The sequence below is a fragment of the Nostoc sp. genome, assembly GCF_036917095.1.
Taxonomy (GTDB): Bacteria; Cyanobacteriota; Cyanobacteriia; order Cyanobacteriales; family Nostocaceae; genus Nostoc.
On the sequence record NZ_JBALFH010000045.1, the window covers coordinates 107,173 to 125,025 of the forward strand.

The window sequence follows — 17,853 nt, forward strand, 5'->3', positions numbered from 1 at the left end:
CTCTCTTATCTCTGTGTCCTCTGCGCCTCTGCGGTTCGTTTAAAAAAAGTAATTGTTAAAAAGCAGAACTTGACAATCCGCCATCTACAGGAATAGTAACACCCGTAATATAACTAGCACATTCTGACGCTAGAAAAGCAACCAAATTAGCAACCTCACTAGAAACACCGCGACGGCCAAGAGGAATCATATTATTCGTTCCTTCAATGATTGAATCAACAGTCCGACCCTCCTCTTGAGCAAATACTTCTAAATATTCTCTATGCCTTGGAGTATCAATCAGACCAGGATTAACACAGGTAACTAAAACATTCCACTTAGCAACTTGCGTAGCAACAGTTTTTGTAAAATTGATTAATCCAGCGTTCGCAACACCCGATTTTACAAGACGACTAGAAGGTTCTTTTCCTGATGTCCCAACAATATTAATAATGCGTCCCCATTGCTGATTTTTCATAGTTGGTAGCACCAAATTCGTCATGCGAATATAGCCCATTAACTTGCCTTCAAAAACAGACAACCAATCTTCATCAGATAGATTTTCTACAGCTTCATTAGAAAATGTTGCCCCCTCAGAATTATTCACCAATATATCAATTTTTCCAAATTGGCTGAGAGCTTCTTGGACTAAATTTTGAGAATCACTTGCATTTTGAACATCAGCACAAATCGGGATAACTTTTGCTTGAGAACCAATCAAACCTTGATAAGCTTGTTCTAATCGCTCAGAATTTCTCCCACAAATTATTAACTTACAACCTTCTGCTGCCAGCTTTTGAGCAACGCTATAACCAATACCAGCACTTGCTCCTGTCACTAAAGCTACTTTCTGTCTTAATCCTAAATCCATGATGAATATCCCTTACGAAGTAGTTAGCGATCGCGCCATCATATCTGTCTTTGAAAAAGCATCTTTTACTGAAAGACGAGAGCGCGGTTTAATCAAAATTTCAATCAAAGATACTGTTTCATCAGAAGGATTATGTCCTCCATAAAGAGCGTTAGCAGGAGCATAATAAACACTACCATATTTTAAATTCTGCTGTTGTTCTGCCACTGCGATCGTCAATCGAGCGTTAAGAATTATTCCCATTGTTTCATTAGCAGATTGGCGAATTGGGATTACTCCTTTCGGAGGAATTTTGGTGATGACAATCTCAAACCAAGAACCAACAACAGACTGACACTCAAAACCTGTAATTTCATCTTGAGTTGCTGTAACTTTCAGAATAGCCTCCTCAGCTTCCTCAGAATTGGTGATGCGTTTCACATCAAACGCTAATGCTGTTTCTGAAAAAGGGTTTTTAGAACCATGAAGAACATTATAACCAGCTACATAAACTTGCCCAAAGGGTTCGAGAATTTCTTTTTTCCCGTTGAGGTTAAATTCCAAACGTCCCGCAATTTGCATTCCAATTTGGCTTTCGGGATGTCGATGCAATTCAAAAGTAGCTCCCGGAGGAATAGAAGCTAATTGCACAACTGTATCTTGACATTGAAATGCGATTAACTCTACATCAGAATTAACTTTGATGGTTTTTGGCTGGGGAAAATATTTAGACATAATTTTCTGTTAATTTAATTTTTTCTGAAAAATCGACCAACTCATACGAATGTTTCCATAGATGGAAATAAATTCTAAATCGTAGGCTTTTACAGCATTCTCATTAGTAATAGCGAAATCGGCTAAACCCTGCATTACCTGAATCGCTGAATCGCTGGTAGAAGGAGATAAATCTACTTGTATTTGTGTTTGATCTTGAGAATCTGGCAAGAGTTTCGTTAATAGAGGTAAAGGAGCCGGATGGGTAACAATTCTAGAACCGTTGAAAACTGCCTCTTTATTTTTTTTCTTAGCCAATCCATAAACTGGAGTAGGAAATATAAAAATGAAGCCTAGCTCAAAACTTGGCTCCATATAAAACTCATTAATTCGGTCGTAAGCATGAGGTACTAAAGCCATATCTACTTTGTCTTGTAGCAAGGCTTCTTTGACTTCTGTAAAAGTATCAAACAACTGAGTTGATACAGTAAATTCTTCTGAGAGCAGATGGTTAGTTATATGCTTGGCAGCATAGTCACTACTAGTAGCATTAGGCCCCAAAGTACCTATGACTAAATTTTTTGAAGGAGGGATACGAGGTTTAAATTCAATCTGAAATTCCAGCATAGTTTTTCCTGAGTAATCATCATGATATTTTTTGGTAGCGAGTCATTAGTAGCTTTGTGATAAATTACCTCCAGGAATTTAGTTTATTTGCAGAAAATCTTGTTAAAATAGAAACCGGGTTTCTAGTATGGACAACTTTATTTAATTAATTTCTGCTAGCAGTTCGTCCAAAGCTTCTTGGCTAAACTCAACTTCCGGGAAATCTGAAGGAGTATAGCCACCTGCCTCTGGGGATAAACAGTGGGTAATAATAGTTTCTAAGGCTTCTATATAGTCATTAGCCAGATTTTTTACAGTGGCCCAGGAATGAAAATGCTCGCTATATTGCCACTCTAATTTCAGCCTCCCTTCAACAACTAATCCATTCACAGTTAACAAATGGCGGCGCTGTCCTTTGGGGCTGTGAATAGAACCGCTAGACTCTTGGGCATATTTCCAGCCAAGGGTTGCTAACTGCGTTTGGTCGAATTGACCTAAGTAGTTAAAGCTCACCTCAGCTTTGGGGAATGCTTGTAATTGATTGCGTTCTGCGCTTCTCCCAAGGGGAGACGCCAAGGGCGAACGCAGCAGCGCTTCTCTACGAGACGCTCCGCGAACGCGATCGCTCTCATCCGGGCTAATATAGCGCCAGATGCCGTAATCAATACCTCGGTTGGGAATACGTCGCAGTTGCTCTTTTACCGACTTGAGAACCTCTCCGGGATCGTTGCGATCCTCAAGTTGTAAGAGAACGGGGAATATACTAGTAAACCAGCCTACCGTGCGGGACAAGTCCACATCATCAAACAAGTCCTCTCGTCCATGACCTTCTAAATCAATCAGTAGGGAGTAAAAACCTGTCCAACGAGTGAAAGTTTGCACCAATGCCGTCAGCAGGACATCGTTAATTTGAGTATTGTAGGCTCCAGGGACATCCTGTAACAGAGCGCGAGTCTGTTCTCCACTCAGGTATACAGATACAATCTGACTAGAAGCTACAGTGTTATCTTGGGCAACAGCAGCATAATCCAACGGTAAAGGAGCAATTGGGAACCGCATTGAGTCCAGCCAGTAATCTAGCTGTGAATGGAGTTCTTGACTGCGGGCATAATTCTGCAATCGAATTGCCCAATCCTTAAAGGAAGTTGTTTTTGCAGGTAGTTGGATACTTTTGCCAACTTCTAATTGTTTGTATGCCTCAGATAAGTCTTCTAGCAAAATCCGCCACGAGATGCCATCGACAGCCAAGTGATGGATGACGATGAGTAACCGTCCGGGGGAATTACCTAAGTTAAACAAAACGACCCGCATCAGCGGCCCATCTGTTAAGTTCAGCGTGCTTTGTGTTTCGTCTGCCCTGATTGCGATCGCTTTTAACTGTTCTGCTGGGGGCAGATATGACAAATCTGCAATGCCCAACGATACATCGCTTGCATCACTGTTGTACTGCTGCCATAGCCCATCCTGCTGCACAAACCGCAGGCGTAAAGCATCGTGATGGGAGAGTAACTTTTGTAATGCCTGCTCTAGTAATTCCGGTTGCAAGTTTGCGGGAACTTCTAGTAGGAAGGATTGGTTAAAGTGATGAGGTTCAGGTAGATTTTGCTCAAAGAACCAGTGCAGAATTGGTGTTAGAGGGACAGCCCCTGTAACTAAACCTTGTTCTGATTGAACCGAATTAATTATACCAGCAACAGTAGCTAGTTCAGCTATTGTTTGGTGTTGAAATAATTGTTTGGGAGTAAGTTTGAGTCCAGCTTGATTAGCTTTGGCAATAATTTGCATACTCATTATAGAGTCTCCACCCAATTCAAAGAAGTTATCGTGGATACCAACTTGTTTTAGTACTAAAACATCCTGCCAAATCTTGGCCAAGACTTCTTGAGTGTGGGTACGAGGTGAGACAAAACCTGTTGATTCATCGGACTCGAACTCCGGTACTGGTAATGCACGACGGTTTACTTTGCCGTTGGGGGTAATCGGCAGAGCTTCTAGAAATGTGAAGGATGCAGGTACCATGTAATTGGGGAGCTTTGACTTGAGAAATAGGCGTAGCTCGTTACTGGTCGGCTGTGTTAGTTCTGGGATGATATATGCTGCCAAACTCTTCACACCGGGTATATCATCTCTGGCGATCGCAACAGCATCCCGTACCAGAGGGTGTTGAGTCAAAATAGCCTCAATTTCCGAAAGTTCAATGCGGAAGCCGCGAATCTTCACTTGATTATCAATGCGACCCAAGAATTCTATATTGCCATCGGCTTGGTAGCGAACCAAATCGCCTGTGCGATAAAGTCGTCCTTTAGGTGCGAAAGGGTTATGAATAAAGCGTTCTGCGGTCAAGTCGGGACGGTGGAGATAACCCCGTGCCAAGCTCTCACCACCAATGTATAATTCGCCAGTCACACCAATGGGTACAGGCTGTAATAAGGAATCTAGTATATAAACTTGGGTATTAGCGATCGCTCGCCCGATCGCAGGTGGTAAATAGGCTTGTTGTCTTTTAGGAACAGTACCGGAGGTTGCGACTACAGTATTCTCTGTTGGCCCGTAATTATTCACCACCTCAAAGGGATGAGAAGTTGAAGGGTACTGATGAAGTTGATCTCCACCTGTGAGCAAAGTTCGCAAAGCAGCATTCGCCGGCCAATTTAATGACAGAATTTTCTCGGCCATTGGTGTCGGTAGAAAGCTAATAGTTATTGCCTTTGACAACAACCAGTCTCGCATTTGCTCAGGGTCAAGCCGGGTTTCATCATCGGGAAAGTGGATGCTAGCTCCCGCCGTCAAATAAGGCCAGATTTCCCAACCACAAGCGTCAAATGCTACTCCAGCAACTTGTGTTACTCGGTCAAGGGACGACACTGCAAAAGCTTGTTGATGCCAAAAGACGAGATTTAACAATCCTCGATGCTCAATTTGCACTCCTTTGGGTCTGCCAGTAGAACCGGAGGTGTAAATCACATAAGCTAGATTGTCAGTTGTCACCGTGTGAGGTAAATTCTCTGCGATCGCGCTGAAGTTTGCGCTATCAAGACAAACTACCTGCGCTTGATGTGGCGGCAGTGTTGTCACCAGACTTTCCTGGGTTAACAGCACTGATACTTGGGTATCTTCTAGCATGAACGCCAACCGCTCTTGGGGATATGCCGGATCAAGTGGTACATAAGCCCCACCAGCCTTGAGAATGCCCAGCAATCCTACCAATATTAAGGGCGATCGCTCGACGCAAATTCCCACTAAAACTTCTGCACCCACACCTAAAGTTTGCAGATATTGCGCCAACTGATTCGCACGGAGGTTCAACTGTAGGTATGTGAGGGACTCGTCCTCATAAACCACAGCCACTGCATTTGGTGTTTTTTCAACCTGTTCCTCAAATAACTGATGGATACATTTGCTCTTAGGATAGGGCGTATAAGTATCATTCCATTCCACTAGTAACTGATGTCGCTCCGGCTGACTCAGCAGTGGTAATTCACTAATGGGTTGATTCGGATTAGCAATAATCGCTGCTAACAAAGTCTGGAAATGACTTGTCATCCTTGCAATGGTATCTGGCTCAAATAGGTCGCTGTTATATTCCCACGAACCTATCAGTCCCCCTTTTGTCTCCCAAACTGCCAAGGTCAAATCAAACTGAGATGTTCCACGTTCTACAAATTGAGGAGTCAGAGTAACATCAGGCAATTCTAATGTATCCAACAAGAAATTCTCTAAGACAAACACCACTTGGAATAGGGGATTGTAACTGAGAGAACGTTCTGGCTGCAACGCTTCTACCACTTGTTCAAAGGGGACATCTTGGTGAGTATAAGCGGATGTTGCAACTTGTCGCACTTGAGAGAGAAACTCATTGAAACTAGGATTTCCTTTGATCTGGTTACGCAATACCAATGTATTGACAAAAAAGCCAATTAATGGTTCTATCTCTCTGCGGTTGCGGTTGGCAATGGGGCTACCAATGCAGATATCATCTTGACCACTGTAACGAAACATTAAAACGACGAAAGCCGCCAGTAGCGTGTGAAATAGAGTAGCTCCTGACTGTTGGCTGAAGGTTTTGATTTGCTTGCTCAAATTCTGGTCAATTTGAAATTTCTGGGTAGCACCACAGAAAGTCTGAACGGGGGGGCGTGGTTTGTCTGTGGGTAGTTCTAATAAGGGTGTAGCACCAGCTAACTGTTGCTTCCAGTAATTTAGTTGCTGTTTTTGAATTTCCTCAGTCAACCACTGTCGCTGCCAAACTGCAAAATCAGCATACTGGATGGGCAACTCAGGGAGGAGCAAAGGGGAACTAAGAGTAAAACCTCGGTAGAGGGTGGACAATTCTTGGATGAATATCCCCATTGACCAGCCATCCGTGATTATATGGTGCATGATCAATACCAGGATATGGGACTCCGATCCCAGGCGCAGTAAAGTAACCCGCAACAAAGGGCCATTACTCAAATCAAAAGGTTGGCGAGCTTCCTTGGTGACAATCTGTTGTACTTCTGATTCTTCTATACCTTGCAAGTCTAAAACTGGCATTGCCAACGCCAAGCTAGGAAAAATTACCTGCAAGGGTTTTCCATCCACTGCTGGAAATGTTGTCCGTAAAATTTCGTGACGACGGATGATTTCGTTGATACTCTGCTGTAGAGCTTCTACGTTGAGTACACCTGCAACGCGCAGCTGTAAACCCTCGTTATAAAATGGGCTTTGGCTTTCTAATTGATAGAGAAACCACATCCTCTGCTGGGCAAAGGATAAAGGCAACTCTTCAGAGCGTTCTATAGATGGTATTGGCTCAAAGGAAGAGTCTGTTGCAATCTGAGCTTCTTTTAGAAAAGCCAGGATTTCTGATTTGCGCCCTAGCAGTTGGTTTTTGAGGTCTGGGTTCATCACTCCCTTGGGAGCGCGATAGTTTAACTGGCCGCCTTCCAGCCAAATTTTTATACCTAAACTATTTAAATAAGATACAAATTCTATTATTGTCATTTATAATACCCCTCCCTCATATTCTTTTTCTGCGTCATCCATAGCGACATTCCACTTTCTGACAACAGTTTGTAGCGCCTCAAGGCTTTCTCCCAAACCAGCTACAGTCGGGGATGCAAAAAAACGATTTGGCGACAATTCAACAGAAAAAGTCTCGCGCAACCGAGAAATGACTTGGAAGGCTAGCAAAGAATTTCCTCCCAGTTCAAAGAAGTTGTCGTGAATGCCGATCTGGGGTATGCCTAAAACTTCTTCCCAGGTTTGAGCTATTTGCCGTTCCGTTTCGTTTCGAGGAGCGATCGCTTCTCTACGAGTCATCCCCCTAGCCAATAATTCTCGATTAATTTCGCCGCTAGCAGTTAGGGGCATTTGTGATAGTTGCACAAAGTCACAGTTAACAGTTGTTGTGAAGCGATCGCGCACTGTAAAATCTGATAATTCTGGTACGGCAGAACCGTTACTCGTAGTGAAATAGGCAGTTAATTTCTGTAACCCTGGAAACTCCGAGGTAAAACGCCGAATTTTGGGATTGCTCCCATCTAAACCGACTATCAGCTGTGCTTGGTCATGATATAAACCAGTCAATAATGAATACAACCCTTGTTGCAGGCTCATCTCATAAAAGCCTTGAGCGCGGGTGATTTCTTGCCTCTGATAACCCTTGTTGATCCCTGTATCACGCCAAATTGTCCAAGCAAAGCAATAGCTGTGCAACTCACCAATAGAACGTTGATATTGATTAAAGCTTTCCAAAAAATTGTTAGCAGCAGCATAAGCAGAAATTGTGGCTCCACCAAAGAAACTCGCCAAAGACGAAAAGCTAATGAAAACCCCCTTTCCTTGCTTTTTCAGCAAGTGGTGTAGAACCCAAGCACCTAATACTTTGGGGCGTAAGATTGCAGCTAAACTTTGTGGTGTTTCATCCACTAGCATTTTTTCCTGGTAAGTTCCCGCCAGATGAATCACCCCATCCAGTTGACTTCCCCAGTTAGCCTTGACCTTTTCTACTACTTGTTCAACGGCTTCAAAGTCGCAGATATCTACTGTCTGATAAACCACCGATCCCAGCTGCTTTAATTCCTGATAAAGCTTTACTTTTTCTAATATTTCCGTAGAGAGGTTGGATGTAATATCTTCATTTGGTAAATCAGTCCGACCTACTAATAATAATTTGGCATTAAAAAACTTAATTAGATATTTAGCAATTTCAACTGCAACACCCCCAAGCCCTCCACTGATCAGATACGTTCCCCCTGATTTAAAGGGAAGTTTTTGCTTTGGTTTGTCTTCTAAATTAACTTTTTCTAAACCTGCAATCAAACGCTGTCCGTTTCGATAAGCCACTTCTTGCTCTTTTGATAAAACCTGGAGTTCTTGTAGAAGATAGTTTCCATCCACCTCTATCGAATTTGGTGTTAAATCGATATGACGGCAATTTAACCAGGGTATTTCCTGGGGAATAGTTTTAATTACACCCAGAACAGGAGATTTTTCATAAGCAATCTTGTCTGTTGCTTGCGTAGACTGGGTGTAGCTAGAAACCAACAATAACTGAACTAAGTCTTGGAAGTGTTGAGTTTTTGCTAGGGCTTGGGTAAGAAATAATAAACTGTAAATTCCCTGTTTTTGGGATTTTTCCAGAGCTTCTATGCTCTTTATCTCTCCTTGATACTCTTGATAATTCCATAAATGGAGAATCTGACCGATCGTAAGGTTATCTGCTTTTATAGTCTCAAGCAATAGCTGATAATGCTCTGCATTTCCAGGAGTTAAAAAGAAGTGGTTGGAACTTTTTTTAGCAAATTCTGCTCCAGGTGAGACACAGATATACGGTAGGTTTTGCTGTTCTAGTTGCTGACAAATAAATGTCCCCAATCCTACCTCGTCGAGGAAGACTATAGTCAGACAATTTGGGGATAAAGTCTTCAAAGCCTTGGCTTGCTTGGGTCGCCAGACTTTTTCGTAGAACCAATCAGGAATAGTGTTGCTATTGCTTAGTAAGATATCGAATCGTTTGAGAATTGAATTGAACTCACCTGCATGAAAGCGATCGCTAAGTTGCGATCGCTGGATTTTACCAATAACAGTTTTGGGGATATCTTCTTTAGCTAATAAAATTAAATAATCAGGATTTAAGCCGATTTTGTTCACCACTGTCTGGCGAATTTTCTTCAATAACTCTAACAGTTTAGCTTCTTCTATAATTAGTGAACTGAAGAAAATAGCCAGTTTCTCTATTGCATCATCAGCATTGCACACTGCACAAGCGGCAGTGTAGGACACTTCAATTTCTGCAATTTCTTCAACTACTGCTTCAATTTCATGACTGTAGTAGTTGGCTCCATTGATAATAATAGTTTCTTTGGCACGACCACTAACCACTAATTGTCCGTTGGTAATAAATCCTAAATCTCCAGTATCAAACCAGCCATCTTTTAAAAAGGATTGACTGTTGGCATTGTGGTTGTTGTAATATCCCGGAGAAACTGCATCGCCTTTAACTTGCAAACGCCCGATGGTGTCTTCTCTTAATACAGAGTTTTGCTCGTCTACTATGCGAATGGTAATTCCAGGAATGACTGAGCCTAAATCGGTAAAAGTATTGTAATTTGGATGGTTTATGTCTACTCGTTGAATAGTACCTTGCAATATAGATTTGTCTACCTTATGGAATAACAAAGGAGCTTTTTTTATAGGCTGATAATATGTAATTCCTGAACCCATCTCAGCCATTCCAAAAGCGGGACGAATTGCCGTTGCTTTGAGTCCATAGGCAACCAAATTTTCTCGAAAATCCTCCACAGCTTTATTAGATACTGCTTCACCAGCTGTTAGTAGAAATTTCACGCACGATAAGTTCCAGTTCTGTTCTGGTTCTTGTTTGAGAGAGTCATTAACTATTGCATAGGCAAAGTTAGGTGCCCAGCTATGAGTAATCCGGTATTTATGAATCAAATCTAACCAATTGAGAATGCGACCCAAGATATATTCTTTTTGGGCATAAACCAAGGTGCAACCCAATTCAACACCACGGATATGCCAGTCGGAAATGCTGCCAATGTGATCGAATGGCAGCCAATTTAAAATCACATCTTCTCGCTCATGCTGATTGAGTTGGTTAGCTCCTCTGGCGCGATAAATTAGATTCTTATGAGTCAATTGAACGCATTTTGGTATTCCTGTACTGCCCGAAGTCAGGTTTAAAAGAGCTACCTCATCTGGTTGACTATGATGATATTGTTTGCTGGTAGTATTGTTTTTTAATACTTCAATTGTGCCTATCTTGATGCGTTCTACTGGTAGCCATTGCGATAGAAATTCTATCTCTGATTTGAGAACTTCCGTAGTTAAGATGACTGGACTATCTAAGAACTGCCAAATATGACAAAGCTTATCCACCACCTTGTTTGATTCTCTATAAGTCGGTGGCACTTCCATGATTACGGGAACAAAGCCTCCCAATATGCAGCCCCAAAAAGCGGGGATAATGTCACAGCTAAGTTCCATCTGCAAGATGACTTTGTTGGTTGGCTTGAGTCCCAACTTTCTCAAACCAGCAAGAATCCGCTCTGCAACTTCCAGTAACTCAGCGTATGATTGGCGTAGTTCTGTGCCATCGGGCAACAGGTAAATAATTCCCGCACTTTTAACCTGTTGCGCGGCTCTTTGCAGAACTTCGGGCAAGGTAATAGGTGCATGGGGATCGTTCGGGAGAATACTGCCGTGGCTAATGGCAAGTGGCTTCGGCTCTAAAAAATGTTGTTGTGTATCTGGTTGGGAATCTCTGGGAATTGGGACAACGTTAGCGATGGGCAAAGCCCCGCCTCCCGCGATCGCGTTCTTGTCTCGCCAATCTGGGATTAAATCTGATAAATGGAGTGAGGGGATATTCTTTCTCAACTCCTGCACCACTACCACTGCCTCTTCAATTTTGTGATCAGAGTTAAGTTGCTTTTCTACTTGCTCAATTAAATTTTCATCAATAATAGGAATGTTCATCAGAGCCAATTCGTCTACCTCTCCTGTGGCAGTTAAAGGTATATTTGACACTGGTACTACGGCTTTAAGTAATAATGCTTCCCCGGACACATTTTGAAGATAAGAACGAATTTGCTTTAGCGAGTTATTTGAGCTTGAAACAATATATGGTATGACTTCCAGTGGATATGTTTTATTCACAATCACTGTGCATTCGCTTAATGGAGCTTTCTCCAATAAAACTAATTCAAACTTAGTTTTAAGTTGCTGTATTCTATTCAAATATAAACTCTCTTCTTCTAAAAAAATCATTTTTTACACTCTTTCCCATAATTTAAATGTACTTAAAAATTACAAGTATATACTTACTACTTATTAATCTATAATTTAGGCAAACGAAAAACTATTACAAACACTACTCTGTTTCATATTGTAAAATATAAATTTTGCTTTTATTTTATATCAATCAATTCAGGAATAGCCTTTTTTTTGTTATATCAATTTACTATAGATAATATCTTAAAAATTATTGTTTTATTAAAGTACAAGTTTTATTAAATTAGTCTGTTTAACCTAAATCTTTTAAATAATCTCAGTTTTGTCAATAAAATGCAATAGCAGTTAAGACAGTTAAGTAGATAATAAGGTGGATAGTTAAGAAAGTTAAGAAATTTAAGAAAGTTAAGTAGATAATAAGGTGGACAGTTAAGACAGTTGAGCAAACATTTAACTAACCTTCCCATAGAAACTTGACGGCTTTATATTAACTTCTTAATATAGGAATTCTATTTGATTTTTGAAAGAAATTACGAGAAAATACGGTTAAGTGTACAAGTGTAAGAGTAGACAATGATAACTCAGCATCTACAAACTTCATCGCCTCGATTCGCCTTGGGATAACCTGTTCCATGCCGCAGCATCCGAGCATTAATAGGGAAAGGCAAACCAGCTAATTCACCAGCCGGTTCAACAATGGCGACGATCGGATCGTGTGCCAACGGGCCAAGTTGAAAAGACTGGAAAATATAGGGACTAGCAGGATAATCTAATCAAATAAAATTGCTACAGTTTGATATTGATTACTTAATCTTGATAAATAGTTAATAAATTTATCTTATGCGTTTGCTTAACTTTCCTAAATTTCTTAACTTTCCTAAATTATTAGAATAATTACTTCTTAACTGTCTTAACTGCTCTTGAAAATATATTTAATTACTGATATATCTGTAGTTGAAAAAATAATTTCCTTTAAGGAAAACTCTTATGCATAAGAACACAGTCAAAACAGTGGATGTTGTCGCGTTACCATTTTTTGCGCGTTTCTTGTCAGAGCAAGCTACTGAAGGTGAAGGAACAGATGTTCCTTGGACTTACAAGTTTCCTTCAGATTTGGAAGATAAATAACTTAGTCTTATACATCTGAAAGTACCTTTCTAATCGGGAAAATATCTTGTAATTGACTACACCATCATAATTTCATAGAGTAGCAGTTATCAAATAACTGAAAACTACTCATAACGCGATGGCGCCCGACGGAGGCGATCGCTTTCATATTTCTTTATCCATAACATGGAGGTGATTGCTTTTTATAGATACTTAAATTATTTAAAAATTTTGGATTATAAAAAGCAAGTTAGCTATTGCTTAATAGCTAACTCCTAAAATTATCAAAAAAGTATATTGTATGCACCTGTCTCGTGATGTTGTTTTATTAATCACCCACAGTGGTGATTTCTTCACAATAGATAGAGTGGCAGAAGCCTTATCAAAAAAAGGGGTGCAACCATTTCGTCTAGATACTGATAAATTTCCTCTAGAAGTGCAATTAACAGCACATTTTGACAAGTCTAAAAGCTACCACACTATAGAATATAACAACCACTCTATCAACACAGAGCAGGTGCAAGCTGTATGGATGCGCCGTATTTGGGAACCACAACTGAGTCAAGAATTAGCGCCAAAGTTCCGAGAAGCTTGCATTAGAGAATCACTTGCAACTTTAGATGGTTTTTGGGACAGTCTCAAAAGAGCTACGTGGGTAGATAATTTAGAGCGGATAGATTATGCAAGTAACAAGCTGTGTCAACTGCGGATTGCGTCTGAAGTAGGTTTTGTTATTCCCCAGACTCTTGTTACCAACAAAGCTCAAGCAGCACGAGAGTTTTTCGGGCAAGTCAAGGGCAAAATGGTAAGCAAGCTCTTAACTGCTCTTTCCCACAGTATGGAAGCTAACTCTTCGTTTTTTCTGTACACCAGCATCGTTAAGTCAGAAGACTTAGAAGATGCCGAATCACTGCGCTATTGCCCAATGGTTTTTCAAGAGCAAATTCCAAAACAACAGGAATTACGGGTGGTGTACGTGAATGGTAATGTATTTGTGGGGGCGCTAAATGCAGATGTGTATGCAGCAGCCAAAGTTGATTGGCGTAAACCAGGTGTTGAGGTTGGCGCATGGCAACACCACCAGCTTCCTGATGAAGTAATTCGTCGTCTCAAAGCCTTTATGGGGAAATTTGGGTTGTTGTTTGGAGCGTTAGATTTCATCCTCACACCATCAGGCGAATACGTCTTTTTGGAAATCAACCCTGTGGGGGAGTGGGGAATGCTGGAAAAGGATTTAAACTTACCGATTGCAAGTGCGATCGCAGACGCCCTACTTCAAAGATTTAATATTTGATATTAGCCTGTGGCAAGCCACCCAAAAGGTGTCTACATACTTCACACTTCATGCTTTTTATGACCGTATTAATAGTTACGTTTAGTAAAGACAACGAAAGCATTCCTCTAGTCATCAAAGAGATTGAGGCTAGAGGAGAAAAAGCATTTCGGTTTGACACAGACAGATATCCCACTGAAGTCAAACTAGATATTTACTCTGGCGATACTGAACGGGTAATTATTAGTGATGGCGAACAGAAGCTAGATTTGAGTGAAGTCTCCTCAGTTTGGTATCGGCGGATGCGCTACGGACAAAAAATCCCCGACTCAATGGACAAGCAATACAGAGATGCGTCAATTAACGAATGTCGCGCCACAGTCAGGGGGATGATTGCCAGCCTTCAGGGATTCCATTTTGATAAAATGTCCAATGTGGATCGGGCTAATAATAAGCAACTACAATTGCAAGTTGCACGAGAAGTTGGTCTTATAACTCCACGCACTCTGACTTCAAATAATCCAGAAGCAGTCAAGCAATTTGCTCAAGAGTGTAGCCAAGGTATAGTTACCAAAATGCTTTCTTCCTTTGCTATTTATGACGTTCGGGGGCGAGAAAACGTTGTGTTTACCACTCCAGTTACAGATGACGATCTGGAGAATATGGAAGGGCTGCGTTTTTGTCCGATGACCTTTCAAGAAAATGTGCCCAAGGCGCTGGAGTTGCGGACAACTATTGTCGGACACCGCGTATTTACTGCCGCAGTAGATTCCCAAAGCTTGTCAGGATCTACTTACGACTGGCGCAAAGAGGGGAGAGCCTTAGTTAAAAATTGGCAACCCTACGACTTGCCAGAAGATATTGAGAAAAAACTGCTCAAACTGATGGCTTCTTTTGGCTTAAACTATGGAGCAATTGATATTATTGTCACCCCTGATGGTCGGTATGTATTCCTCGAAGTTAACCCAGTCGGGGAATTTTTTTGGCTGGAGATATATCCACCACACTACCCCATTTCGCAGGCGATCGCAGAAGTATTACTGACTAATAAAAATTAGGTAATTGAGCCTTCTATATTTTTATTGTCTTCTATTTTGAAAGGTGTTAGTGAGATTCCACTATTAAGTTTATTAATATTAACTTCCTTATTTAAAATTACGAATTATTTACATTTGGAGATTAAATCCTTGTGATAAACCTAGTAAATACACAAACAGTTTTAACATTTAATGGGGTAAATGATTATATAGATTTTGGCAGAAACGATATTGGCGGCGTTTTCGCTCAAGGGAGTTCAGCTTTTACGGTTTCAGGATGGGTAAATCCACATGAACTAACAAATAAAGCCACTAGTTACGGGACGCGCAATGTATTTTTTGCCCGTTCTTCAGAGAGATTCAGCGATAATTTTGAATTCGGCATCAGTGAAACAGGAAGCCTAGATGTCTACATTGATGAAAGTGTTAGCAAAGGTATCAAAACCTTCGGGCAAGGAGAACTAACTATAGGACAATGGCACTTTTTTGCTATTGTTTTTAATAGTGGTGAAGTAACCGTATATCTTGACGATCGCGAATACAACGATTCTCTTAGAGGTTCATCTTTAAACAAAGCCACAAGTTCTATAACTCTGGGAGCAACCTTACATAAACAGGTTTATTTCAAAGGACAATTAGCAAATATTAGTGTTTGGAATTATCCTTGTACTCAAGCAGAAATCCAGACTCATCGTTGTGGGCAAATAGCCGGAGATGAATCAGGATTAGTGGCTTACTGGAGATTAGACGATGGGCAAGGTACAACTGTCAAAAACCAAACTGGAAAGTCCTATCAAGGAAATTTTCGTGGTAATCCTATTTGGACTTTAGCAGAAATTCCATTCGCAACACAATCATTAAATCTAGTTCCATTTGCAGCAGAATCATCCAATCAAGAAGATATTCAACTTGAAGAGATCCAAACTGAGACAGCAGTTATTCCTGAAGAAAATATCTCACCACTAACCACAAGTTTATTAGCAACAACGGTATCGTTAGTAAGCGACGACGAAAACCAACCAAAGGAAATTCAACAGACAGAAATAAACCGCGAAGAATCCGAGATTATTCCAACTGCGATCGCTCTCAGTCCAGATGATGAGGAAACCAAAACAGACCAAACTGAAGATCCCGTCAATATCCAACAAGCACAAATATTAACTCAGGAGGAATCGCCGTTAGTAAGCGACGACGAAAACCAACCAAAGGAAATTCAACAGACAGAAATAAACAGCGAAGAATCCGAGATTATTCCAACTGCGATCGCTCTCAGTTCACATGACGAGGAAACCAAAACAGACCAAACTGAAGATCCCGTCAATATCCAGCAAGCACAAATATTAACTCAGGAGGAATCGCCAGAAACTATGAATACAAAAGCCCGTCCCAAATATAAAATACTTTCCATTGATGGAGGCGGTATTCGGGGCATTATTCCGGCATTACTCCTATCAGAAATTGAACGGCGGACACAAAAGCCTATATTCAGTTTGTTTGATTTAATTACTGGCACTTCCAGTGGCGGAATCTTAGCACTTGGACTAACTAAACCCCGATTAAGTTCCGATATATCTAATAACTTGCCAGTAGCTGAATACACTGCTGAGGATCTCCTACAGTTCTTTCTTGAGTATGGGGTAGAAATATTTTATGAGCCGTTGTTTGAAAGACTACTAGGCCCGTTAGAGGATATATTTCTCCAGCCAAAATATCCTTCCGAAAGCAAAGAAGAAATTTTCAGGCAATATTTTGGTAATGCCCTTCTAGAAAATAATCTCAAAGAAGTTTTTGTAACGAGTTACGATATCGAGCAGCGAATTCCGATATTTTTTACAAACAAAATAGAAAAACAGCAAATAGAATCTAAAAATTTTCAGAAGTTATGTGGGGGTTTTTCGCTTTTAGATGCAGCATTGGCAACTAGTGCCACTCCGACTTATTTTGCTCCTCATCGGCTTGTAAACCCTCACAATAGCGGCATCGCCTATACTTTAATCGATGGTGGAGTATTTGCTAATAATCCAGCCCATTTAGCTATTTTAGAAGCACAAATTAGTAGTAAACGAAAAGCCCAAAAAGTCCTGAATACAGAAGATATTTTAGTAGTTTCTTTAGGTACAGGTTCGCTGACGAGTGTCTACCCTTATAAAGAAGTCAAAAATTGGGGACTTTTGCAATGGGGAAGACCGCTTTTAAATATTATGTTTGATGGTAGTAGTGAAGTGGTAGCTGGAGAATTAGAACAGTTGTTTGAACCTAGCGAAAAAGAAGCTAAAAGTTTTTATTATCGCTTTCAAACATTGTTAGATAGTGAATTAGAAGAAATAGATAATACCAAACTCCAAAATACTCGTCAGTTACAAGCTATAGCCCATCGATTAATATCTCAAAAAAGTCAACAAATCGATGAACTATGTAGTCTTTTGTTAGGATAAATCAGATTCCTTACATCTTGCATTAGTTAGCTGGTGCAAGATGTAAGATTTTTAATTTCTTCACAAAAGGAATTAGTAATGACTCTCTTAGTCATGTTTTCACTTTATAAGGATTGTAGGTAAGTACAATGGATGAACTCGTCAAAAAAATTTCTGGTTTAGGTCTTCCTGGTATACTTTTCGTGATCGCAACGGGTGCATCAGGGGGTAATGTCGCTGCCGTTGTCGCTATGCTTTCAACGCTGGGCGGGCCTTTAGGTCTCTTAGGAGGTTTAGGCTTGCTTGGGCTGGTAGCCGTTTTAGGGGAATATATAGCGGGATTTGGAATTGAAAACATTCTCAAGCTCGTCTATACAGAACGTAGCAAAACTGAATCTGTCAGATTTCTTCTCAAAGAAATTCAAGAATTGCCCATTTCAGATGAGTTAAAACTCAAATTGAAACATCATATTAGCCCAGTAGTCGTTACTGAGCCTGACCAAGGCCCTTTTCCGAGAACAGTCGAAATTGTTGATGACGAACCATTGACCTAGTACCGCAAAGCGGAAGTCAAAAATCAAAAAGCTTAGAAGACAGGCTTTTGAACAATTTGAAATAGTTGCTTTATTTACACCG

General features: G+C 40.6%; 11 protein-coding genes. 5 read left to right on the forward strand and 6 right to left on the reverse strand.

The genetic code is table 11. The annotated features are described in order from the left end of the window. Nucleotides 1-55: 55 nt before the first annotated feature. The 6 genes from V7L01_RS28850 to V7L01_RS28875 all read right to left on the reverse strand — a co-directional run bounded on the left by V7L01_RS28850 (nt 56) and on the right by V7L01_RS28875 (nt 12,108). Nucleotides 56-850, reverse strand: coding sequence for an SDR family oxidoreductase (locus V7L01_RS28850; protein WP_335040988.1), 795 nt, complete (start codon nt 848-850; stop codon nt 56-58). Between the two features lie 12 nt (nt 851-862). Further along, on the reverse strand, nt 863-1,564 hold the full coding sequence (locus V7L01_RS28855) for a cupin domain-containing protein (RefSeq protein WP_335040990.1): 702 nt from the start codon (nt 1,562-1,564) through the stop codon (nt 863-865). Between the two features lie 9 nt (nt 1,565-1,573). Beyond that, nucleotides 1,574-2,170, reverse strand: a complete 597-nt coding sequence (locus V7L01_RS28860) for a LysR family transcriptional regulator (protein WP_335040992.1) — start codon at nt 2,168-2,170, stop codon at nt 1,574-1,576. 141 nt (nt 2,171-2,311) lie between these two features. Further along, nucleotides 2,312-7,132 (reverse strand): amino acid adenylation domain-containing protein, encoded by a 4,821-nt coding sequence (locus tag V7L01_RS28865; protein ID WP_335040994.1) that lies wholly within the window; start codon nt 7,130-7,132, stop codon nt 2,312-2,314. After that, complete coding sequence (locus tag V7L01_RS28870; RefSeq protein ID WP_335040996.1) at nt 7,133-11,311, reverse strand: SDR family NAD(P)-dependent oxidoreductase; 4,179 nt, start codon at nt 11,309-11,311, stop codon at nt 7,133-7,135. 656 nt (nt 11,312-11,967) lie between these two features. After that, nucleotides 11,968-12,108 carry a hypothetical protein gene (locus V7L01_RS28875; protein ID WP_335040998.1) on the reverse strand — a complete coding sequence of 47 codons (141 nt, stop codon included), beginning with the start codon at nt 12,106-12,108 and terminating at the stop codon, nt 11,968-11,970. A gap of 265 nt (nt 12,109-12,373) precedes the next feature. Here V7L01_RS28875 and V7L01_RS28880 point away from each other — a divergent pair, with 265 nt between their 5' ends. From V7L01_RS28880 to V7L01_RS28900, 5 genes are all read left to right on the forward strand, one after another. Then, nucleotides 12,374-12,514, forward strand: a complete 141-nt coding sequence (locus V7L01_RS28880) for a microviridin/marinostatin family tricyclic proteinase inhibitor (RefSeq protein WP_335040999.1) — start codon at nt 12,374-12,376, stop codon at nt 12,512-12,514. Nucleotides 12,515-12,794: 280 nt separating this feature from the next. Then, complete coding sequence (locus V7L01_RS28885) at nt 12,795-13,787, forward strand: MvdC family ATP-grasp ribosomal peptide maturase (RefSeq protein ID WP_335041001.1); 993 nt, start codon at nt 12,795-12,797, stop codon at nt 13,785-13,787. Between the two features lie 59 nt (nt 13,788-13,846). Continuing rightward, on the forward strand, nt 13,847-14,824 hold the full coding sequence (locus V7L01_RS28890) for an MvdD family ATP-grasp ribosomal peptide maturase (protein ID WP_335041003.1): 978 nt from the start codon (nt 13,847-13,849) through the stop codon (nt 14,822-14,824). 131 nt (nt 14,825-14,955) lie between these two features. After that, nucleotides 14,956-17,238, forward strand: a complete 2,283-nt coding sequence (locus V7L01_RS28895; RefSeq protein WP_335041006.1) for a patatin-like phospholipase family protein — start codon at nt 14,956-14,958, stop codon at nt 17,236-17,238. A 128-nt stretch (nt 17,239-17,366) separates the two neighbouring features. Further along, on the forward strand, nt 17,367-17,771 hold the full coding sequence (locus V7L01_RS28900; protein WP_322648170.1) for a hypothetical protein: 405 nt from the start codon (nt 17,367-17,369) through the stop codon (nt 17,769-17,771). Nucleotides 17,772-17,853: the final 82 nt, after the last annotated feature.